Below are 21,839 nucleotides of genomic sequence, written 5' to 3'. Positions count from 1 at the left end.
ACGCCTCCCAGTTGTCGTGGCAGCCATGCTAGACCCGGCTGCCACAGCCGGGCAACCCTGATATCAAAATCGACACTTTCGAGGGGTTGCGCCGTGCGACGCACGTCGCCCGGCGGCAGGCCGCGCCTCCGGCGCGGCCTGCCCGGCCCAAGGGGCCGATCTGCATGTTCCATGCAGAGGGGACGCGCGGGAGCGCCCCCCCCTGACGCCTCAACCTCCTTGATCAGAGGTCCGTTGCGACCTCGAACACCCGATCCATCATCGCCTGGGTGCCACGGGAGAATTCCAGCGGGCAGGCATAGGGCACGCCCTCGCGCAGTGATCGACCAAAAGCCTCCACCTGCAGCTTGTAGTGATCCGCCAGCGGGAACCGCTCCGCAATCACCTGACCGGTCCCTGCCGCATGGGATGTTTGGTGCAGCTCCAACCGTGCCTCGCCGAAGACGCGTGGATTGAAAGGCGCCGTGAGACGCAGCACGCCCTTGTCGCCGTGAAACAGCATCTCCTGATAGGGCTGCATGCGGGTGCTGACATAAGCGGTGTAGAGGAACCCCGGGAACCGCGCCTGCACGTTCGACAACACATCGACGCCATTCTCCCATTCGATCTGGGCGCTGACCTCCACCGGCTCCTCCCCGGTCACAAACCGGGCCGAGCCAAAGACATAAACGCCAATGTCGCGCAGCGCGCCACCGCCGGTTTCGGGGCGGTTGCGGATGTTGTCCACATCCTGCCGGTTGTCAAAGGAGAACCTGCCCGACACATGCCGGAGCTGCCCAAGCGCGCCCGATTGCACCAACTCCTGCACCCGCTGCCACTGCGGGTGGTGCACGATCATATAGGCCTCTGCCGCCAGCACGCCCGCGGCATCCCGCGCCGCGATCAACTGATCGAATTCAGCCTCCTGCAAGGTTGCGGGTTTTTCTACCAGCACGTGCTTGCCCGCCTGCATCGCCTTCACTGCCCATTCCACATGCAGGTGGTTGGGCAGCGGGATATAGACCGCGTCAATCGACGGGTCCGCCAGCAGCGCCTCATAGCTCTCATGCACCGTGATCCCGGGTGCAAAGGACTGAAACGGCACCGCCTTCTCGGCGCTGGAGGTTGCCAGCGCGGCCAGTTCCGCCCCCTCTGCCGCATGAATGGCGGGCGCCATATGTTCGCGCGCGAATTTGGCCGCCCCTAGGACGCCCCACCGGACCGGGTTTGTCATGACTTCTCTCCTTCGTTCAGGGAATCCTGTTTGCGCTCACATTAGCTCTGACGTGACGGCGGGGCAAATTTTGCCGACCCTCCACCCCCGCACGCTTTCTTCTTGCGTTGTCAGTGTCCTCGCCTAGCCTGCGCGCAAAAGCAGATGGAGGATCAGGACAATGGCAACACTCGCAAGATGGCTTCGACGGCTCATGATACTCTGCGGCCTCGCAGTGGTCGCCTTCCTGCTCTTTGCCCCTGCCTATGTGGAGAAAAGCCGCAATCGCGTCGTCGAACATGCCCCCTATGAAGTCAGCGCCACGGCTCAGGCGCTCCACGACAGTCTGACGATCGGCGATCTGCACGCCGATCCGCTCCTGTGGAAGCGCGATCTGACCGAGCGTGGCACCCGCGGTCATGTGGATATTCCCCGCCTCATCGAGAGCAACGTCGCCCTGCAGGTCTTTACCGCGGTCACCAAATCCCCTGCCGGTCAGAACTACGATCACAATGAGACCGACGCGATGGACAACATCACGCTGCTGGCGGTCGGCCAGCTGTGGCCACTGCCCACCTGGTCGTCGCTCTATGAACGTGCGCTCTATCAGGCGCAGAAACTGCATCGCTTTCAGGAGCGGTCCGAGGGGCGCCTCAGGATCATCCGCACCGAGGCGGACCTCGACGCGCTGCTTGAGCTCAAAGCAGCGGGCGATGATGTGGTCGGCGGGCTGCTTGGCATCGAAGGGGCCCATCCGCTGGAAGGTGACATCGACAAGTTGCAGGGGCTGGTGGACGCGGGCTACCGCCTCATCGGGCTACAGCACTTCTTTGACAACGCCCTTGGCGGCTCCCTCCACGGCAGCAACGATCAAGGCCTGACCGAGTTCGGGCGTGATGTCGTCGCGGCCTCCGTCGCGCAGGGGTTGATCCTGGACGTGGCGCATTCCAGCCCGCAGGTGGTGCGCGACGTGATCGAGATGACAGATGTGCCCATCGTTCTGTCTCACGGCGGCATTCAAAAGGTCTGCCCGGTGAAGCGGAACCTCCCCGATGCGCTGATGCAGGAGATTGCCGCGACAGGGGGCGTCATTGGCATCGGCTACTGGGCCGATGCGGTCTGTGATGCCTCCCCGGCCGGGATCGCCCGTGCGATCCGCGGTGCGATTGAGGTGGTCGGCGCGAATCACGTGGCCCTCGGATCCGACTTTGACGGCTCTGTCGAAACCACCTTCGACACCTCCGAACTGGCGGCACTAACCCAGGCGATGCTCGACGAAGGCCTCTCGGAGTCGCAGATCCGCAAAGTAGCAGGCGAGAACATGCTCCGGGTGATCCGCGCCCGCCTCGACTGACCCAGGCTCCGGCCCCATCTCTGACGCCTCAAGAACGCGCACCCCATTGATGGTGCGCGTTTTTTCTTGGCAGGCGCGAAACCTGACCGCAACAGTCGGAATAAATACCCGACAACATCAGTCAAGTATTTGATTTTGCTCGTTTTTTTCGTTGACGCAGGATCGCACTCGCATTAGAAAGATCTCAACTGCAGCAAGCCAGATGATCAGGCCGCCAGCAGCAAGCCCTCCAGCCAAGATCCAGATGGATCTCAGCCAGATCGCAAGCCACGCCAGCTCCCCACGTCATCAAGCCAGCAATAGTAGTGTCGCGCTGTCGCCCGCTCCGCCATTTCGCAGCCAGCATCCGCAGCGCCATCCAGGCAGATCATATGCCAGCCACGCCAGGTTTCAGCCGCATTGCGGCATGTCAAACCCAGCAGCACGCGCGATCCACCACGATAACATCTGAACTGCATGGGCTGTTTTGCCCGCCCGCCGCGCCGTCACCGGAGCGCGCCAGCCAGCTTCGCCCTCTGCCCGACTCATCGCCCCCTGCCCGACGACGCGCGGATGTATTCTCTCCTGCGCCTCGCGCAGACAGACGCCTCGTCCATGGCATCAGTCCTCCCTCTCTCGCAGTCACGTCACCGTCGCGCGCCCACGATGTCTCCAAGCCGGGTGCGCCCAGTGCGGAAACGACAAAGGGGCCACCATTCGGTGACCCCTGATTTGTCAACGCCGAGGGAGAAAGGCGCCAGTGACAAACATCTTGCGGACGCAGCAGATCAGGCTTGTTGCAACATGCCCTTGCCTGCGGCCAGATCCCGCATCTTCTTCTGCAGCTTCTCAAAGGCACGCACCTCAATCTGGCGGATGCGCTCCCGGCTGACGTCATATTGGCCGCTCAGCTCTTCCAGCGTCTTGGCCTGATCAGCCAGGCGGCGCTGCGAAAGGATGTCCTTCTCACGGTCGTTCAGAACACTCATGGCTTCGGCCAACAGCTCCCGACGCGCTTCCAGTTCATCGCGGGCCTCGTAGTCGCCCGCCTGATCCGCGCTTTCGTCCTCCAGCCAGTCCTGCCACTGCATGGTGCTGTCACCATCGCTGCCCACCATGGCGTTCAGCGAGGCGTCACCACCGGACATGCGCCGGTTCATCGAAATCACTTCAGTCTCGGTCACGCCAAGATCCGTGGCAATTTTCTTGACCACTTCGGGACGCAGATCGCCATCTTCAAGCGCACCAATACGAGCCTTGGCCTTGCGCAGGTTGAAGAAGAGTTTTTTCTGCGCCGACGTGGTGCCCAGCTTCACCAGGCTCCAGGACCGCAGGATATATTCCTGGATCGAGGCCCGGATCCACCACATGGCATAGGTCGCCAGACGAAAGCCCTTTTCGGGATCAAACCGTTTCACTGCCTGCATCAGACCCACATTCGCCTCAGAGATCACCTCGGCCTGCGGCAGACCGTAGCCGCGATAGCCCATGGCAATTTTCGCGGCCAGACGCAGGTGCGACGTCACCATCTTATGCGCGGATTCAGTATCCTGCTCTTCGACCCAACGCTTGGCCAGCATGTACTCTTCTTCCGGCTCCAGCAGCGGGAACTTCCGGATCTCCTGCATGTAGCGGTTCAGGCCACCTTCGGGAGATGGGGCGGGCAGGTTTGCATAATTTGCCATCAGATCTGTCCCTTTCGAATGTGTAAGGACTTAACATCAGCCCATTTGGTTGTTGCGATCACGATTTTCAAGTGACCTCTTGCTCAGTGTTATACAAAGGACAACGCATGTCCTCTGTGAAGTGCGTCACAAAAAGCTATAAAAATATTCACCTTTTCGTTAGCACTTTGTTTCGCCTCGATTATTCCTTTGCCTCCGCCGCCAGCTCCGCCGCGATTTCGCGGGCGAGCACCGTTTTGCGATACGCCAGCCCGACGGTGCGCCGCACCTCTGGCACCTCGGTCAGGGGACGCACAGCCACCCCCGGATGACAGCCCGCATGGCGCAGTGGCACCAGCGCGATGCCCAGGCCTGCCGCCACCAGGTCCAGCACTTGCTGGTCGTTGACAGCCGCGGCGCCATGCGGTGGCGGCATCCCCCTGCCCGCCTCGACCTCATGCAGAACATCCGCCTTCGGGCAATACGGGCGGTGAATGCGTGGCTCTGCCACGATGTCTTCGGGCCGCAACACGCCCGCCTGCGCCAGCCTGTGCCCGGCGGGCAGCGCAACCCCATAGCCCTCATCCCAAAGTGGCAGAAACGCATACCCGGGCGGGGCACAGCTTTCGGCCACGCATGCGATATCACAGACCTCCGCCTGATCGCAGAACTCCGGCAGCAGCTCCTGTCGTCGCCGCACCAGCGCCTGCAACGGCACCGAGAAGGGCGAGAGCAGCACATCCGGGTGACAGTAGATCCTGAGACGCTGTCGCGGATGCGGGCGCAGCCGGGTCGACAGGTCCGCCAGATGCGTCACGCTTGGCGCGGCCTCCCGGTAGAGCTGCTCGCCCAGCGGTGTGGTGACCAACCCGCGCCGGGACCGCAGGAAGAGCGAACCGCCCAACTCGCGCTCCAACCGCTGGATCGCGGCGGACACGCTGGGCTGGCTCACCGCATTGACCTGAGCCGCGCGACTGATGGAGCCGGTTTCATAGGCACTCAGAAAGTACCGCAGCGGGGTGATCTCTAACATAGTCATTCTCTATGTAATGCAAAGTTAGCATCGGTCTATATTATTTTATGCATCCGCGCCATCGATGGGTCACGCATAATTCAACTCAGGAGAGATCCGTGACCGCAGTTTCACACACACCCGCCCCGTCCCAGCCCGCCATACAATCCGTGCTGCAGAAATTTGTGGCGGGCGACCCCGGCCTGATGGAGCATATGGCCAATGACATCGACTTTCGCATCGACCACTATGCCGACGATGTGGATGTCAGCTGGCAGGCAGGCAAAGGCCTTGAGAGCATGGGCGCGATCCTGACCCGGCTCGGCACTGATATCTTCCCTCAGGGCACGGAGGCGTTGGACATAGACGTGCAGCCGCTTGCGGACGGGTGGCACCTGACCCGTTTTCATCAGCGCTTCTTCTACGGGCTCAAAGACTGCACCGTCACCAGCCTGACCTATATCATCTCGCATGAGACTGACGGAAAGCTGGATTATTTCCGTGAGACGGTCACGGGGGCCATCCCGGTCTAATCCGACACAGGCAGCCGACAGAACCCAGTCAGGACACGCACCGCGCATCCTCGTAACCGCGCGGCTAGACGCCATAGTCAGGCGGATGACGCCCGCGCCGCGTGCCCATTGGGCACGCGGCGCGGGTCGCTTCGGGCACAGCCCGAAGCGAAACACCTCATTTACGCAGTCAATATTTACCAGGATTCACGGGGTCGTCAGGTAGACGCCGATGATGACCTCAGCGCGCAACCGGCAAGCGCAACGCCGTGATCAGCCCCTGCATGTCATCCGGCAAGGGCGCCTCGAAACGCAGCATCTCTCCGCTCACCGGGTGTTTGAACCCGAGCACCGCAGCGTGCAGCGCCTGCCTGGAGAACCCGTCGACCGCCGCCACACCTGCCGCGCTCAGCGCCTTGGGGGAAATCTTGCGCTTGCCACCATAGGTCGGATCGCCCAGCAGGCTATGTCCGGCATGCGCCAGATGCACCCGGATCTGATGGGTGCGCCCCGTCTCCAGCCAGCATTCCACCAGCGAGGCCACCGCCGGCGTGCCAAAGGCCTCGATGATGCGAGCCCGCGTGATGGCGTGACGCCCGCCCTCAAAAAAGACCGCTTGCCTTTGTCGATCCGTCCGGTGACGCGCCAGCTGGGTGGTGATCTTCAGGATATGCCCCGGCTCAAAGCTGGCGCCGCGCACCCCGCGCAGCCGGGGATCATTGCCATCCGGCGTCCCGTAGCACAGCGCCTGATAATACCGCTCCACGGTGTGGCGTTCGAACTGCGCCGCCAGCCCCTGATGCGCCACATCCGACTTGGCAACCACCAGCAGCCCAGAGGTCTCCTTGTCGATGCGATGCACGATGCCCGGCCGCTTCACGCCCCCGACCCCGGACAGATCCGCGCCGCAGTGATGCAGCAAAGCGTTGACCAATGTCCCCGAGGGGCTGCCCGGCGCCGGATGCACCACCATGCCCGCCGGTTTGTTGATGACGATCAGATCGTCATCCTCATAGATCACGTCGAGCGGGATGTCCTCCGGGCCGATATGGCTGTCCTCGGCCTCCTCCACGGTGATCACGATCTCTGCCCCCTCGGCCACCCGCGCCTTGGGCTCTGTGACCGCCTGACCATCCACCGCGACACCGCCGCTTTCGATCAATCGCGCCAATCGGGTGCGCGACAGGCTCGCTTCCTCTGGCACATCGCGTGCAATGGCTTTATCAAGCCGCTTGGGCGGGTTGTCCGCGATCACAAATTCAATGCGGCGGCTGGCCATGACACTTCCTTCCGAGCCTGAGAACCAAGACGAACCGGCGCAGCTGAAGTTTCTGCGGCGTCTCGTGACCACGCTGACCGTGATCATGGTGGGCGGGGTTCTAGTGGTAATCGCACTGCTTGTCATCCGTTTGTCGGATGAACCGGACAGACCGCAGCTACCGGCAGAGATTTCCCTGCCCGAAGGCACGACCGCACGGGCTGTCACCTTCGGCAGCGGCTGGATCGCCGTGGTTACCACGGATGACCAGATCCTGATCTTGGATGCCACCAGCGGCGACGTACGTCAGAGCCTGACGCTCGACTGATCCGGAACCAACGACCCCAGCCATCAGCGCCCAATGCATGTCCGGCGCGAGACATGCCCGTCGCAAACCGTCCCGTGGCCGTGTGTAGCGCGGCATCCCCGCTCGCCCCAAGGCGCCGCCGGTCACACCATGATGAACGCCCGCAAGACCCACACAAAAAGCAGCTGAACGCTACACTCTGCAGTACATCATCGCGTCTATATGCGTTTTTTTTGGGGGGGATGGTACCACCTCCTGGTCTCGAACCAGGGACCTCTTGATCCACAATCAAGCGCTCTAACCAACTGAGCTAAGGCGGCACTGAGGGCCATTTACAACACAGAAAATCGGAGCGCAAGAGCCCATGTCACAAGTTTTTTGCACAAAGAGGAATTCTGGTTTGTCAGCATGTTCGCAGAGCTGACTGCCCCTCCCTGCCAGCGCAGAATGCGGGGGCCAGCTGAGGTGATTCCCTGCCTCAGCACGCGCGCCAATCGGCAAAGCAGTGGACAGCTGTGCCCGAAGCCGGGCAACATCTTGCTTTTTAAGGGCCTGCAGTCTAGCACAGGTCCTCACTACAAAACGCCGCCCAAAGGAGCCGCAGATGGGTATCAACACCGAACGTGACATTGAGGCGAACATGCAGATCGGCCCAACCGATGCAGGCATGGTCCGGATTTTCATCGAGGCCGACGGCGTGGAGGTTCCGATGGACTTCGAGCCGGAAGAAGCCGAGGAAATTGCTGACGAAATTCGTGCGGCAGCACATGCAGCCCGGTCCGTCAGCTCCTGACAACAGGCCAGCGCAGCGCCGATATGTGGTCGGAAGATGGCCGGGCCAGGTGCCCGGCTTTTTCATGTCCGCTCCATGCCGTCTCGCCGCCACAAAACCGACCGCAAAATTACCGATAGCCGCTTGGGTTAACTGGCTAACAGCCCGCTATAAGCGGCTTAATTCGTTCAATTTTACCGGTTCCGTTTACGGAAGTTAGGCCTGTGTTAACCTCCACCTCCAAATGATTAAGAAACGTCAAGTTTCTACTTGGAGCGTGTGTAATGTATCATTTTACGACCCCGCCGATGGGCCTCATGGTGACCTTGCCCGGCGCGATCGCGTCGGCCAACGGGCCGCATGCCGCCGCGCTCTCTCTGTCAGACTCGGAGAGCCTGACCACCAATCAGCTGCAAAACCATGTCTCGCAGGCCCGCCGGGCGCGCGAAAAACTGATCGACCAGGTGTCAAAACCGCCGGAGCCGGGCTGGCGTTCGGCGATGAACCAGATTTCGGATACGGTAGACCAGATGGAGAAGGTGCTTAGCTTTCTGCGTTCTCAGTCCGCCGACCTGCCTGCCAAGCCGGTGGAGAACATGGACGCCCTCGCGGTGTTCCCATCCGGCACGGCAATGCAGCAGTCTGGCAGTATGCCGGACAGCCGTCCGTCGGAGGCAGAATCCCCGACGGCTGCAACCACCGCATCGGATGCCTCATCCGCCAGTGCGCCGCGGGTGATCTATGTCATGGATGATGGCGTGATCATCGTCGGACGCCCGCCACAGGATACAGCCGCCCCGGCGCGGAATGGCGCAGACGCCACTGGCTTCGACCGGTCTTCGCCTGCGCAGACCCGACCTTCAGGAGACCACATGACATCGAATGCCGTGATAAGCCTGCCCCTGACCGAAGATCAGCAGCGTGCCAGTGCCGAACTGATCGCACTGGCCCAAAAGGCTTACGCGCAGCAACAGGCCTCTCGCGACGCGCAGGGCGCAGCGCTGTTTTCGGATGAGAGCGTCGGGCTGACAGGAGCGCTGTCTGACGCCACCGCTGCGGCGCAAACCTCGACGCGTGGCGACCGCGCGCCGGTCCCGCGCATGGTCATGTCAGACCCTGCCAAGCGGCCCAATGTTGGCCCCGCGACGGACCCCGCGTCCTCCTTGACCGTTGCGCCAAAGCCATTTGAACGCGATCCGGCCCGCGAGGCCGCCGCCGCCGCAGAGCAACAACAGATCATGGCGCTGCAGCTTGATGGTCATAGCGACATTATCTACATCGTTCCCCCGGCCAAGGCTGCAATGGATCTGACGGCCTGACAGATCGCGTCCGCTACGGGTGGCTGTTATCGCTGCCTGAGCGCGCGCTCCCCCCGGGAGGATGCCGCGGAGCAATGCGGTTCTGTCAGTGGTTCTGTCTGCGGTGCTCTCAGTGGCTCCCCGCCTCGGGGTCGCCCATCGGCATCAACAGCGCACCATCACGCCCCGGACGCGGGTCCCGCAGGCGCTGCAGGCGGCGCGCTGCATCCATGGCAAATTTCTGGATCATCTTCTTGCGCCGGGCAGGTGCAACCTTCTGCTCCGGCCCCATACGGACAACCTCGGCGTCATAGGCATCGGCAATGATCAGGCCGGTGTCCGGCGGCAACAGCTCCGTCGGGAAGTCCACATCGACGGCCCAGAAATAGCGATCACACCACTCCAGGTAGCCCTGCCATTTCGCATCGCCCTGAAAATCCGCGCGGCTGGATTTACACTCTACCACCCACAGCTCCCCTTTCGGGCCAAGCGCCATCACGTCGACACGCAGGCCACGCTCAGGGACGAACTCCTCGACCGATGCAAAGCCCATGGATAGCAGGTAGCGGCTGACGCCCCGCGCAAGACGCTGCCCCGGCTGGAGCGCGATCTCCGGTCCATCCGTCGCCGGATCGGCCCGCTCTGCGTCCTGCGCCGCCATGGCGTCAAACGCGTCCTGTTCCGCGTATGGATCTGTCATTCCGCAAGGGTGAACAATTCATGAACGAAAATCAAGTCCTCGAAATGCCCCTGCCCCTTGTGCCGCGCCCCTCGGCGCACTAGGTAGACGGTCAGGCGGGTTCTGCCCTTCTCGTGACAGGCAGCATTCCAGTGGCCTTAAGCAATCCCAAGGGAGCTGGCTCTGTTCGGACCCTGGTCCGTTTATCTGGCGCCCACCTGTACATACAGGTCCCCGGGAATCAAAGCCGCACGGTTGACTGGTGGTTCCCGCCGCTTTCCCCAGTCCAAGAGCACAGCAGCAAAAAGCCGCGCCCGAAGCGCGGCCTTTGACGGATTGAAAGTGCATCACCCGCGTTGTCTCGCGCCATCGCGCACGCCGGCAACATCCGGCACCTGTCAGGCGCGGCGCGCCTTGCCCGGCTTTGCGGATTTGGCAGGCACAAGTGCTGGCTTCAGTTCCGGGCCGATGGACATGCCACCCCGCGGCGTGTCGTCCCGTTCCGCCATCGCCATGATCTTGAAACCGAACTGCACCCCACCAAACACCACAGCGTTGGAAATCCAGAGCGCCAGCACCGCAACAATGCCCGCATCGGATCCGAACACCAACGCGCCGAGGTTCGCGACGTTGAACCACAGCAAAATAGCGACAAAGATGGCCGCCAGAACCAGCCCCCAGAGAGCGCTGCGAATATAAAGCTTGATCAGTTCCGGCATGGCATCCTCCACTGCTTGTGTGCCTTAAAATCTAGGGCGTACCCATGGTTTGGTCCAGTCCTGCAAAGAAACTGCGACGATTTTACCGGGCGCTGCCGTATAACTCGAAACACCGCCTGCGTTTCAGGCGCCGCCGCAATCCGCCAGTCGTGCAAGGAATATCCAGAAATGTCACTCAAACGCCAGTTCGGGCGCCTGTTCATCGCCCGGCCTCACCTGATCAACTGGGCGCTTGCACTGGCGATCCTCGCCCTGCCAGTGGTGGTCTGGCTGGACCTGATGGCAATCACCGATCAGTCGCTGCGGCGTCAGGGCAAGACGCTGGATGCGGTTCTGGACACCGTGCGCGGCTATTACAGCCGAAACGTGGTGGCTCGACTGGATGCGGAGGCACCGACCCTTGCCACCCATGACTACCATGATCGCAACGGCGCGATCCCGATCCCGGCCACCATGTCGATCGAGCTGGGAGAAGAGATCGCAGATCGCGGCCTCAACGTCTCCTACCGCTTCGCCTCGGACTACCCTTTCGCGGGACGACAGGCGGTGACGCTGACACCGGCAGAACAACGCGCGCTCGAGCAATATCGGACTGGCGCCACCGACCCCATGCTGTTCTTTCGCAACGAACACGCCGGTCTGTTCTCTCACAATCTGACCATGGTGACGCCGGTGGTGATGGAAGAAACCTGCGTGTCCTGCCACAACAGTCACCCCGACAGCACCAAGACCGACTGGCAGGTGGGCGATATCCGCGGCATCCAATCCTACAACATCGGCCAACAGGTGGCGACCAGCCTGCTCTCCTTCAGCCACCTGCTGCTCTACATGCTGATTGTCGGCGGGCTTGGCATCCTGTTCGCCCTGCATCAGCTGCGACTGGCACAGCGCTTCCGCAAGATCAGCGAGGAGCTGACCTCCAACAATGAATTCCTCGCCGGCATTTCCATGAAAATTTCGCGCTACCTGTCGCCGCAGGTCTATCGGTCGATCTTTTCCGGCGAGAAGGACGCCTCGATCTCGACCGAGCGTAAGAAGCTCACGGTGTTCTTTTCCGACATCAAGGATTTCACCCAGACCGCCGAGACGCTGCAGCCCGAAGAGCTGACGGCGCTGCTCAACGAGTATTTCACCGAGATGTCGACGATTGCCGCGCGGCATGGCGCCACCATCGACAAGTTCATCGGCGATGCCATCGTGGCCTTCTTCGGCGATCCGGAAACCCTGGGCACTGCCGAAGACGCCCGTGCCTGCGTGCGCATGGCGCTGGAGATGCAGGAGCGGCTTGCGGAACTGGAACAGGAGTGGCGGGCCCGCGGCATCGACCGCCCCTTCCGCGCCCGCATCGGCATCAACACCGGCTATTGCAACGTCGGCAACTTCGGCTCGGAGGCGCGGATGGATTATACCATCATCGGCGCCGAGGCGAACCTGGCGGCGCGGCTGGAAGCGGCGGCGGAGCCCGGCGGCATCGTGATGAGCCATGAAACCTACGCCCATGTGCGCGACTTCGTGGCCGCCGAGCCGATGCCGCCAATGCAATTCAAGGGCATCACCCGCGACGTGCACCCCTATGCCATTGCGCCGGGCCGTGCGGGCAACCTGCCGCCCACCGAGACCAGCACCGACGGCAAAAGCCTGACGGTGCATCTGGACCGGCTGGACGAAGCGACGCGCAGCCAGTTGCAGGCGCTTCTGGACAAGCCGGCCAAAGGCTGACCCCACCCCACCAGAAATGCAAAACGGCGCCCCGATCCGGGGCGCCGTTTCTCGTTTCACAAAAGCGTTGCGGCTCAGGTGTTCTTGCGCTCGCTGATCAGGCCCCGCAGGATCGCGTAGCACATCACCAGCAGCACCACCGTGAACGGAAGACCGGTGGAGATCACCATCGACTGCAGCGACTGCAGGCCTCCGGCGCTCAGCAGAAGCACGATCGCCACCGCGCCCTCAAAGATGCACCAGAAGGCACGCTGCGGCACCGGGGCGTCGACTTTGCCACCCGCAGTAATGGTGTCGATTACCAGCGAACCGGAGTCCGAGGAGGTCACAAAGAACACGATGACCAGCACGATGCCCACCAGCGAGGTGATCCCGGCCAGCGGCATCACGTCGAGCATCTTGAACAGCTTCACCGGCAGGTCAGCCTCTTGCGCAGCTGTGTAGCCATCGTTGATCACCTGGAACATTGCGGTGCCGCCAAAGACGCTCATCCACAGCACGCAGACCATCGACGGGATCAAAAGCACGCAGGTGATGAATTCCCGCACGGTGCGGCCACGGCTGACGCGGGCGATGAACATGCCCACAAACGGCGACCAGGAGATCCACCACGCCCAGTAGAACGAGGTCCAGCCCTGGCTGAAGTTGACGTCCTCACGCCCCACCGGGTTCGACAGCGCCGGCAGATACTGAAGATAGGCCAAGAGCGAATCCCAGAACAGCGACAGCAGGAACACGGTCGGCCCCACCAGCAGCACAAAGATCAGCAGCACGAAGGCCAGACCCATGTTGATCTCGGACAGGATCTTCACGCCGCCATCAAGGCCCCGCATCACCGACACAAGTGCGATCGCGGTAATGGCGGAAATCAGGATCACTTCGGTCGTGGAGTTGACCGCAATGCCGAACAGCTCATTCAGGCCTGCGTTGGCCTGCGTCGCGCCAAAGCCAAGCGACGTCGCCAGACCAAAGAGCGTTGCAAACACCGCCAGGATGTCGATCACGTGACCAACCCAGCCCCAGACCGCATCGCCAAAGATCGGGTAGAAGGCAGAGCGGATGGTGAGCGGCAGACCCTTGTTATAGCTGAACAGGGCCAGCGCCAGTGCCACAACAGCGTAGATCGCCCAGGGGTGCAGACCCCAGTGGAAGATCGTCGCGGCCATGCCCAGACGCATCGCTTCGGCCTCATTGCCCGCAGCCCCGCCAAGCGGCGCCCAGTCGGTGCGCACGCCGCCTTCTTCGCTGATCCCTCCCATGGAGGTGCCAAAGTGGCTCAGCGGCTCGGACACGCCGTAGAACATCAGGCCAATGCCCATGCCTGCGGCGAACAACATCGCGAACCAGCCGATGTAGCTGTAGTCGGGCTCTGCTTCGGTGCCGCCCAGTCGCACGTTGCCAAAGGGCGTCACGATCAGGAACAGACAGAAGATCACAAAGATATTCGCGGCACCGAGGAAGAACCAGTCAAAGCCCTTGGTCACCGAGCTGAACAGCCAGCTGAACACTGAGCCCGCCTGCTCTGGCAGGGCCAGCGTGTAGAAGACAAAGGCCACGATGGCCATGCCAGAGATCGCAAAGACAGGGTTGTGGATGTCAAATCCAAACGGGCCAACTGACCCTTCAACATTGTCCTGGCCGATTTCATATTCCGTGTCGATGATATGTGACGCGCCATCCGGGCTCGGGATGCCGTCAGATGGTTCCGGCGTTTGGTCGGTCATGTGTGCCGCCTTTCGTTTCGGAGTTTCAATTCGATGTCAGTCAATCCCGCACCAACAGCACCGACGCGGTGCTATGGGCAGCAACATGGGCACCGTGACCGGCCCAGATGTAATCCGAGATATTCGGAACATGCGTGGCCATGACAACAAGATCCGCCTTGAGGTCGGCAATCGCCTGCTCCAGCGCCTTGTTGAGATCCGTCGAGGGATCATGGGTCATGATGGCGTGGCTGCTGGCCTGCACCCCATGGTTGGCGGACTGGCTTTCGGCGAATTTCTCCAGCTTTTCCTTATATTCCTCCGGCGTGCGGGCAACACCGCCCGGAGTGGCCGAGGCCACTCCGACATAACACAGCTCGGCCGAATGGGCCTTCGCCATCCCTACCGCCACTTGCAGCGCTTTCTGCAATGCGGCTTCATGCGCCAGGTCCACTGGCACGACTATTTTCTGAAACATTTCCCCTCCTGTTTCTGGCAGCCCCGGTGGGCGTTTTTGTTTCCGGGTCGGCAGTCGGTTCCCGCAATTGGAACGACTGTCCTTGGCCTATAAGCTGACAGGTTTTGCGGGGCAAAGCAAACAACTGGTTGTTTACTGTGGATAATATGCGTGTTGGCGGGCCAGTAGCGCGTCCGCGCGTCGCAAAGCGTCAACAACCCGTCGCATTAATGCATCATCAATGCGCGCCGCACCGACCGACACGGATGTCAGAACGCAGCGCCAGGTGCGTCTTGCCCCGGCGCACTCCCCTGCCACCGCCCTGCAATGACGCCACAAACAAAAAGAGCGCGCCAGCGCGCGCTCTTGGATCAAGTTGTGCAAATGTTTCGAGAACAGACAGAGCAAACCGCGCAGCGTGAGCGGCCCGTCAGAACGCCTCCGGCTTCGCCTCGCGGGCCATGTGGTCCAACACCGCATTGACAAAGCTCGGCTCTTTCCCCTCCGGAAAGAAGGCACGCGCGATGTCGACATATTCATTGATGACGACCTTCACCGGCGTATCGCTCTCGACGAATTCGGCACCAGCGGCGCGAAACAGCGCCCGCAATGTCGGGTCGATACGGGCGATCGGCCATTTTGCCACCAGCGCCCGGTCGGTCATCTGGTCAATCTTGGCCTGATGGTTGACCGCATCCTTCAGCAGCTTGCGGAACAGTTTGCTGTCGCCCTCGGCAAATTCGCCTTCCTCGTAGATGGCTCCGAACCGGTGGTTTTCGAACTCCGCGATCACCTTGTCGAAGGACTGGTCGCTATGCTCCATCTGGAACAGCGCCTGTACCGCATAGAGCCGGGCCGCAGAGCGGGCCTGCGTCTTGTTCTTTCCCGGTTTCGGGGCGTCTGTCGAGGTCATGGCGAGGGTGATCCGTTTTTGAGATTAAGCGAGCCGATAGGAGTCGGACGCAGGCTTGAAGCCGACTCCCTTGGTCTGGGCGCCCCATTTACGCGCCAGCGCGATCAGATGCAAGGCTGCAGCGGCCGCACCGCCCCCCTTGTTCTGATCGGCAGGATCGGCGCGCACCTCGGCCTGTTTGCGGTTTTCCACTGTCAGGATGCCATTGCCGATGCACAGGCCCTGCAGACCCAAGAGCTGAATGGCGCGCGAGCTGTCATTGCAGACCGTGTCGTAATGGGTGGTCTCACCGCGGATCACACAGCCCAGCGCCACGAACCCGTCAAAGTTCGACGCGCGATCAGAAATGCCGATCGCGGTGGGGATCTCCAGCGCGCCGGGCACCTCGACCAGCTCATATGTGCCGCCCACCGCCTCGATCTCGGCCACGGCCCCGGCGACCATATTGTCGGCGATGTCCTTGTAATAGGGCGAGACGACGATCAGCAGCTTCACCGGCTTGTCGAAGTCCGGGCGCGGCAGGATGTAGTGGTTTTCTTGTCCGGCCATGGTGCGGGCCTCCTTCAGCTGTCAGTGGACAGGATGGGACGGGTGCCGACGATCGACAGCCCATAGGCATCCAGGCCAAGGTATTTGGTTTCAGGCGAGTCGGTGAGCAAAATCAACTCTTCCACTCCCAGTTTGTTCAGAATTTGCGCCCCAAGGCCGGTCTGCTTGATGGTGCGCGGCCCGTCATCCTCGGCAGCATACAGCGCGTTGCGCGGCTGGCGGAACAGGCAGACCATACCGCGGCCTTCCTCGGCGATCAGCTCCATCGCCCGCGGCAGCTCGCCGGCGGGCTTGGGGCCCAGCCCCAGCAGATCAGACGCCTCATGCAGCGCATGGGTGCGGATCAGAACCGGCGCGTCGGTGGTGATGTCCCCCTTGATCAGCACCACATGCTCAACGCCATGGGTCTGATCCGTGAACAACCGCATCTCCCAGTCGCCACCATGCTCCGAGGTGACGGTGGAGTGCCCGGTCTCATCCACCAGATTGTCGTTCTTGGTGCGATAGGAGATCAGGTCGGAGATGGTGCCGATCTTCATGTCATGCTGCTTGGCAAAGGCCACCAGATCCGGCAGCCGCGCCATGGTGCCGTCTTCCTTCATGATCTCGCAGATCACACCGGCAGGTTTGAGCCCCGCCAGACGGGAGATATCCACCGCCGCCTCGGTATGACCGGCGCGCACCAGCACTCCACCACGTTTGGCACGCAGCGGGAACACATGGCCCGGCGTGGCAATCGCCGCCATGGTGTTCTGTTCGTTGATGGCGGTGGCCACGGTCAGCGCCCGGTCGGCGGCAGAAATCCCGGTGGAGACCCCTTCGCGCGCCTCGATCGACACGGTAAAGGCCGTCTCATGGCGCGAGGAATTGTTCACCGCCATCATCGGCAGACCAAGATGATCAACCCGTTCGGCGGTCATCGGCAGGCAGATCAGCCCACGTCCATGTGTGGCCATGAAGTTGATCGCATCCGCATCGGCAAACTCCGCCGCGATGACCAGATCGCCCTCGTTTTCGCGATCTTCGTGATCCACCAGAATATACATCTTGCCCTTGCGGGCTTCCTCGATGATCTCTTCGATGGGGCTGATGGCGTCGCGCAGTTCAGCTTCGACGGGACCGGGCGTTTCATAGCTCATGGGCGGCAGGCCTTTCGCTCGAGAGGGCGCGCGGTCGGATCGGCCCTCCCGCGCCACTGTTGTGCCGGTCGGAATAGCGGACAGACGCCTCAAACACCAGCCCCACAAACGGCACATGCGCGCACGTCACCGGCGCAACAGCGCACCAAATCGCCTGGATTTTTGATAAAACACGCCTCGCCCGTCGACCTCTGCACCCTGTGCTATCTGCCGCAGGACGTCGGCAGGGCTCAGATCTCTTCAGCTTTTCAGAAATATCTCGGAGCGCGAGGCAGAGCCTCGCATCCCGTTGCGCAGGCGGCGCGCGCCCTGGTGGCAGCATATCAAGACCGGCGGGCTAAAGTGGACCGGATCGCGATCATTTGCCGGGTGTAAAATCCCCGGCCACACCCAGGAACCGGCTCCCTGATATTGGGGGCAGTGCAGAGATAACGTTGAGCACGCGGGAAGATATTCCCGGCCACCTCCGCCCATTGTGGCGGCGCCGCCATCCTTATCCGACAGGCCACATAGGATAGGCCAACCACAAACAGGTCACCTATCAGAAAGCCGACCTCCACGACGATCCAGCCTCTTTAATTTCACAATGAGCGCAGATCGCAGACCTCATGACCACAGCGGGACGCCACACGGCGCTCCCGGCCAAAGGCCTGTCCACGCGTCCGGTTCAGGCGGCGCCGAAATATTCCGCTGCGGTCAGATAGGCCGCCGCGCGACCCGCGGTGCTCCATTCCCGCTCCAGCGGCGCATCCCCGATCACCACCACCGAGGCACCGGACAGGCCGCGCTGGCGCATCACGCCCTGCACCTTCTCGCGCATCGCGCCCCAGCCTTCGGTGAAGACCGGCGCCGGACCCACTGCGTCGAGCTGCGTGTTCACGCGGGCCACCGCTTCTGCGGCCAGCGGGCGATAGACCAGCGCCAGACGCCCGGCATGCGCCACCCGCGCCAGCGCCGCTCCCTTGCCCTCGGGCAGATGCGGATCGCGCAGAAGGCCCAGCGCGTTGGAGGAGAACAACAGCCCCAGCACATCCTGACCGGAGGTCTGACGCACCTTGGCATAGGTCTTGTAATCCATGCCCAGCTCGGCGGCGCGCTTCAGGCGCATCTGCAGCACCAGTTTGGGAATGGTGTTGGGCATCAGCTTCTTCTGCGCCGACCGCCAGGCATGGGTGCGCCAGATCATGCCCGGCTCCATGCTCGGGCCGCCGTTATGCCCCAGCCCCGGCACCGATCCTGTGCCCACTCCAGCGCCCGCACCCGAGCCAGACGCCATCAGAGGCTCTCCTGCAGCCGCGCCACGTAGCGCGCCAGCGTGTCGATCTCCAGATTGACCAGATCCCCCAGGCTGACATCGCCCCAGGTGGTCACCTCCTTGGTGTGCGGGATGAAGTTGATGCCGAAATCGCAGCCCTCCACCTCATTCACCGTCAGCGAGGTGCCATTGAGCGCAACCGAGCCCTTGGGCGCGATGAACCGGGCCAGCTCCTTGGGCGCGCGCAGGGTCACCCGGGTGCTGTCGCCCTCGTCGCGCAGCCCTACGACCTCCGCCACGCCATCCACATGGCCGGAGACGATATGGCCACCCAGCTCGTCGCCCACCTTGAGGGCGCGTTCCAGATTGACCCGCTTGCCGACATACCAGCCCTTGTGGTTGCCCGCCGCGTCGATATTGGTCTTGGAGGTGGTCTCGGCCGAGATCTGCACATCGTACCAGTCCGCCCCGAGCGCCACCACGGTCAGGCAGACCCCGTCCGAGGCAATCGAGGCGCCCATGTCAATGCCGCTGGTGTCATAGGCGGTGCGGATGCGGGCGCGCAGGTCGCCCTCCTGCTCCAGCTCGGTGATGGTTCCCACATCGGTGATGATCCCGGTGAACATGGGCGGTCTCCTTCAACGTCGCGCGCCCATCCTCGGGCGCTTCTTGCAAAGTAGCTAGCCCCTGCCCGCCCCCGGCTCAAGAGCCTGCTTGCCCAAGGAAAGCATATGGTCATACTTTCACCCTAGATTGCGGTTAAAACCGCCCTAACCATGCTGCCAAATTCAGCAGCGCCCACAGCCCGTCAAGAGGCCAGATCGAGCACATATGCCGCAAGACCCGCGCCCAACACGCAGCTTCCTGTTCCTGCAAGGCCCGCATGGGCCGTTCTTCGGCGCGCTTGGCCGCATGTTGCAATCCGCAGGCTGCAGCGTGCACCGGGTCGGCTTCAACGCTGGCGACCGGGTATTCTGGCCGGACCGCAAGAGCTACATCGCCTATACTGATCCGCTGGCCGACTGGCCCGCGCGGCTCATCGAGCTGCTGCAGACGCATGCGGTCACTGATATCGTGCTCTATGGCGACACCCGCCCCGTGCACGCCGAGGCGGCGAAGATCGCGCGCGCCCGCGGCATCACCCTGCATGTGTTCGAGGAAGGCTATCTGCGCCCCTATTGGGTCACCTATGAGCGTGACGGCTCCAACGGCAACTCGCGCCTGATGGAGATGCCGGTGGCGCAGATGGAACAGGCGCTGGCCCAAAGCGCGATGGACACGCCCCTGCCCCCCGCCCGCTGGGGGGATACCCGCCAGCATGTGATGTATGGCGCGCTCTATCACTGGTTCGTGATGTTCTGGAACCGGGGATACCGGAACTTCCGCCCCCATCGTGCCCTGTCGGTGACCAAGGAATTTCAGCTCTACCTGAAACGGTTGCTGCTGATGCCTCTACATGCGCTGGACCGTCGGATCGCGACGGCCCGCATCACCGGCGGTGGCTTTCCCTATCACCTGGCCCTTCTGCAGCTGGAGCATGACAGCGCCTTTCAGGCCCATTCGCCCTTCTCCACCATGACCGAGTTTCTGGACCTGGTGATATCGGGGTTTGCCGAAGGCGCGCCGCAGCATCATCACCTCGTGATCAAGGCGCATCCGCTGGAAGATGGTCGCACCCCGATCCGCCGCGAGCTTCGCCGCCTTGCCGCGCAGCACGGGATCAAGGGGCGGGTCCACTATGTGCGCGGTGGCAAACTCGCCGCGCTCCTGAACGAGGCCCGCACCGCTGTCACGGTGAATTCCACTGCCGGGCAGCAGGTGCTCTGGCGTGGATTGCCGCTGAAGGTGTTTGGCCGCGCGGTCTATGACAAGCCGGACTTTGTCTCCACCCAGCCCCTGCCGGAGTTTTTTCGCACGCCGAAACGCCCGGACGGCCCAGCCTACCAGCAGTATCGCCGCTATTTGTTGGAAACCTCACAGTTTCCCGGCGGCTTCTACTCGCGCTCCGGACGGCGACAGCTGTTGCGGCAGGTGGTCGATATGATGCTCTCGTCCGAGGACCCCTATGACGCGTTCCTCACCGGCACAGCAGCGCCACGGCAACACTTGCGCCTCGTGACCTGACCTCGGCTACAGGTCGTGCTGGATTTTCGCGTGACACTCGGCTACCTTACACTCAAAACTTGAGGCAAAATAAAAATAGGTCGAGGAGACCGAGCAGTGAAACCCATGCATTTTCGATGGGCGCGCCCCGTGGCCTTGCTGGCTGCGGTTGCCCTCGCAGCATCATGCGGCCTGCCCAAGGTAGGCCCCAGCAAACGCCAGATCTTTGCAGGCTCCGTGCAAAAACAGGGCGACGCCTTTGTCGTCGCCGTGAATGACCGCGTCGCCCGCGCAACCGCCGTTGTGCCGGCGCTTGGATTTTCCAATCAGTTCACCAATGCATCGGTGCTGACCTCCGACATCATTCGTCCCGGCGATATCCTCGGCCTGACGATCTGGGAAAACGTCGATGACGGCCTTCTGGCCAGCACCGGCGCCAACGCCACCCTGCTCGAAGAAGTGCAGGTCGATGGCGCGGGCAATATCTTTGTGCCCTACGCAGGTCGTGTACGCGCCTCCGGCAACACCCCGGAACAGCTGCGTGAAGCGATCACCAAGAAGCTCGAGGATCAGACCCCAGACCCGCAGGTGCAGGTGCGTCGCCTCGCCGGTGATGGCGCCACTGTCAGCCTGACCGGCGCCGTTGGCGCACAGGGCGTCTACCCGATCGAACGGCCCACCCGCACATTGGCCACAATGCTGGCGCAGGCCGGTGGTGTGGCGATCGAACCCGAGATTGCGCAGGTCTCCGTCATTCGCGGCGGCCATACCGGCACCATCTGGTTCGAGGATCTCTACGATCACCCGGAACTCGATATCGCGCTGCGCAACGGTGACAAGATCCTGGTTGAGGGCGATACCCGCTCCTTCACCGCACTCGGCGCCACCGCCGCACAGGCGCGTGTGCCCTTCGACAGCCAGAACCTCTCCGCACTCGAGGCCATCGCACAGGTTGGCGGGCTCATTGCCACCGCCTCCGATCCCACCGGCGTGTTTGTGTTCCGCAACGAGGCGCCAGAGATCTCCAACCAGGTGCTGGGCCGCGACGATCTGATCGGCGCGCAGCGGATGGTCTATGTGCTGAACCTCACCCAGCCGAACGGTCTGTTCATCGCGCGGGACTTCGTGATCCGCGATGGCGACACCATCTATGTGACCGAAGCGCCCTATGCGCAGTGGACCAAGACGCTGTCGCTGCTGACCAGCCCGCTGTCCACCGCCGCCAGTGTCGAGACCCTGTTCGGCGGCAGCTAAG

At 62.4% G+C, this 21,839-nt stretch carries 21 protein-coding genes and 1 tRNA gene; 8 read left to right on the top strand and 14 right to left on the bottom strand.

Going from position 1 to position 21,839, the window contains the following annotated elements:
* Positions 1 to 223 precede the first annotated feature (223 nt).
* A complete protein-coding gene (locus CLV89_RS03765) occupies positions 224 to 1,213 on the bottom strand; it encodes a Gfo/Idh/MocA family protein (RefSeq protein WP_106162260.1) in 990 nt (329 codons plus the stop codon).
* Positions 1,214 to 1,373: 160 nt separating this feature from the next.
* On the opposite strand from CLV89_RS03765, the gene CLV89_RS03760 reads away from it, so the two are divergent.
* A complete protein-coding gene (locus CLV89_RS03760) occupies positions 1,374 to 2,546 on the top strand; it encodes a dipeptidase (RefSeq protein WP_106162259.1) in 1,173 nt (390 codons plus the stop codon).
* 767 nt (positions 2,547 to 3,313) lie between these two features.
* Here CLV89_RS03760 and rpoH read toward each other — a convergent pair.
* A complete protein-coding gene (gene rpoH / locus CLV89_RS03750) occupies positions 3,314 to 4,210 on the bottom strand; it encodes an RNA polymerase sigma factor RpoH (protein ID WP_106162258.1) in 897 nt (298 codons plus the stop codon).
* Between the two features lie 181 nt (positions 4,211 to 4,391).
* On the bottom strand, positions 4,392 to 5,222 hold the full coding sequence (locus CLV89_RS03745; protein WP_165798084.1) for a LysR family transcriptional regulator: 831 nt from the start codon (positions 5,220 to 5,222) through the stop codon (positions 4,392 to 4,394).
* 98 nt (positions 5,223 to 5,320) lie between these two features.
* On the opposite strand from CLV89_RS03745, the gene CLV89_RS03740 reads away from it, so the two are divergent.
* Positions 5,321 to 5,734 carry a hypothetical protein gene (locus CLV89_RS03740; RefSeq protein WP_106162256.1) on the top strand — a complete coding sequence of 138 codons (414 nt, stop codon included), beginning with the start codon at positions 5,321 to 5,323 and terminating at the stop codon, positions 5,732 to 5,734.
* Positions 5,735 to 5,954: 220 nt separating this feature from the next.
* Here the strand turns inward: CLV89_RS03740 and CLV89_RS03735 are convergent, their stop codons facing one another.
* Positions 5,955 to 6,992 carry an RluA family pseudouridine synthase gene (locus CLV89_RS03735; protein ID WP_106162255.1) on the bottom strand — a complete coding sequence of 346 codons (1,038 nt, stop codon included), beginning with the start codon at positions 6,990 to 6,992 and terminating at the stop codon, positions 5,955 to 5,957.
* Here CLV89_RS03735 and CLV89_RS03730 point away from each other — a divergent pair.
* On the top strand, positions 6,991 to 7,299 hold the full coding sequence (locus CLV89_RS03730) for a DUF6476 family protein (protein ID WP_106162340.1): 309 nt from the start codon (positions 6,991 to 6,993) through the stop codon (positions 7,297 to 7,299). The genes CLV89_RS03735 and CLV89_RS03730 overlap by 2 nt on opposite strands.
* Before the next feature lie 222 nt (positions 7,300 to 7,521).
* On the opposite strand, the gene CLV89_RS03725 is transcribed toward CLV89_RS03730, so the two are convergent.
* Positions 7,522 to 7,598 (bottom strand) — tRNA-His (locus tag CLV89_RS03725).
* A gap of 284 nt (positions 7,599 to 7,882) precedes the next feature.
* Between CLV89_RS03725 and CLV89_RS03720 the strand changes: the two genes are divergently transcribed.
* Positions 7,883 to 8,071, top strand: coding sequence for a DUF6324 family protein (locus CLV89_RS03720; protein WP_106162254.1), 189 nt, complete (start codon positions 7,883 to 7,885; stop codon positions 8,069 to 8,071).
* 263 nt (positions 8,072 to 8,334) lie between these two features.
* Entirely contained in the window at positions 8,335 to 9,369 is a 1,035-nt protein-coding gene (locus CLV89_RS03715; protein ID WP_106162253.1) for a chemotaxis protein CheA, read from the top strand.
* A 109-nt stretch (positions 9,370 to 9,478) separates the two neighbouring features.
* On the opposite strand, the gene CLV89_RS03710 is transcribed toward CLV89_RS03715, so the two are convergent.
* Both CLV89_RS03710 and CLV89_RS03705 read right to left on the bottom strand, forming a co-directional pair.
* On the bottom strand, positions 9,479 to 10,009 hold the full coding sequence (locus CLV89_RS03710) for an MmcB family DNA repair protein (RefSeq protein WP_207796878.1): 531 nt from the start codon (positions 10,007 to 10,009) through the stop codon (positions 9,479 to 9,481).
* A gap of 416 nt (positions 10,010 to 10,425) precedes the next feature.
* Positions 10,426 to 10,746, bottom strand: coding sequence for a hypothetical protein (locus CLV89_RS03705; protein WP_106162252.1), 321 nt, complete (start codon positions 10,744 to 10,746; stop codon positions 10,426 to 10,428).
* A 168-nt stretch (positions 10,747 to 10,914) separates the two neighbouring features.
* Here CLV89_RS03705 and CLV89_RS03700 point away from each other — a divergent pair, with 168 nt between their 5' ends.
* Positions 10,915 to 12,465: an adenylate/guanylate cyclase domain-containing protein gene (locus CLV89_RS03700; protein ID WP_106162251.1), complete on the top strand. Its 1,551-nt coding sequence runs from the start codon at positions 10,915 to 10,917 to the stop codon at positions 12,463 to 12,465.
* 74 nt (positions 12,466 to 12,539) lie between these two features.
* On the opposite strand, the gene CLV89_RS03695 is transcribed toward CLV89_RS03700, so the two are convergent.
* The 7 genes from CLV89_RS03695 to CLV89_RS03665 form a co-directional block, all read right to left on the bottom strand.
* The gene (locus CLV89_RS03695; protein WP_106162250.1) at positions 12,540 to 14,189 is read right to left on the bottom strand and encodes a BCCT family transporter; all 1,650 of its coding nucleotides are present in this window, start codon (positions 14,187 to 14,189) and stop codon (positions 12,540 to 12,542) included.
* Positions 14,190 to 14,229: 40 nt separating this feature from the next.
* Positions 14,230 to 14,646 (bottom strand): universal stress protein, encoded by a 417-nt coding sequence (locus CLV89_RS03690; RefSeq protein WP_106162249.1) that lies wholly within the window; start codon positions 14,644 to 14,646, stop codon positions 14,230 to 14,232.
* 409 nt (positions 14,647 to 15,055) lie between these two features.
* Complete coding sequence (gene nusB / locus CLV89_RS03685) at positions 15,056 to 15,538, bottom strand: transcription antitermination factor NusB (protein WP_106162248.1); 483 nt, start codon at positions 15,536 to 15,538, stop codon at positions 15,056 to 15,058.
* A gap of 24 nt (positions 15,539 to 15,562) precedes the next feature.
* Entirely contained in the window at positions 15,563 to 16,087 is a 525-nt protein-coding gene (locus tag CLV89_RS03680; RefSeq protein WP_106162247.1) for a 6,7-dimethyl-8-ribityllumazine synthase, read from the bottom strand.
* Positions 16,088 to 16,101: 14 nt separating this feature from the next.
* Positions 16,102 to 17,226, bottom strand: a complete 1,125-nt coding sequence (ribB, locus tag CLV89_RS03675; protein WP_106162246.1) for a 3,4-dihydroxy-2-butanone-4-phosphate synthase — start codon at positions 17,224 to 17,226, stop codon at positions 16,102 to 16,104.
* A gap of 667 nt (positions 17,227 to 17,893) precedes the next feature.
* Positions 17,894 to 18,502, bottom strand: a complete 609-nt coding sequence (locus tag CLV89_RS03670; RefSeq protein WP_106162245.1) for a hypothetical protein — start codon at positions 18,500 to 18,502, stop codon at positions 17,894 to 17,896.
* Positions 18,502 to 19,107 carry a riboflavin synthase gene (locus CLV89_RS03665; protein WP_106162244.1) on the bottom strand — a complete coding sequence of 202 codons (606 nt, stop codon included), beginning with the start codon at positions 19,105 to 19,107 and terminating at the stop codon, positions 18,502 to 18,504. The genes CLV89_RS03670 and CLV89_RS03665 overlap by 1 nt, the downstream gene beginning before the upstream one ends.
* Positions 19,108 to 19,312: 205 nt before the next feature.
* Between CLV89_RS03665 and CLV89_RS03660 the strand changes: the two genes are divergently transcribed.
* Positions 19,313 to 20,605 (top strand): capsule biosynthesis protein, encoded by a 1,293-nt coding sequence (locus tag CLV89_RS03660; RefSeq protein ID WP_106162243.1) that lies wholly within the window; start codon positions 19,313 to 19,315, stop codon positions 20,603 to 20,605.
* A gap of 105 nt (positions 20,606 to 20,710) precedes the next feature.
* Positions 20,711 to 21,838, top strand: coding sequence for a polysaccharide biosynthesis/export family protein (locus tag CLV89_RS03655; protein WP_106162242.1), 1,128 nt, complete (start codon positions 20,711 to 20,713; stop codon positions 21,836 to 21,838).
* Position 21,839: the final 1 nt, after the last annotated feature.

Source organism: Tritonibacter scottomollicae (assembly GCF_003003215.1).
Lineage (GTDB): Bacteria > Pseudomonadota > Alphaproteobacteria > Rhodobacterales > Rhodobacteraceae > Epibacterium > Epibacterium scottomollicae.
The sequence above is the reverse complement of the archived record's forward strand: the minus strand, read 5'-3'. Positions and strand labels throughout refer to the sequence as shown.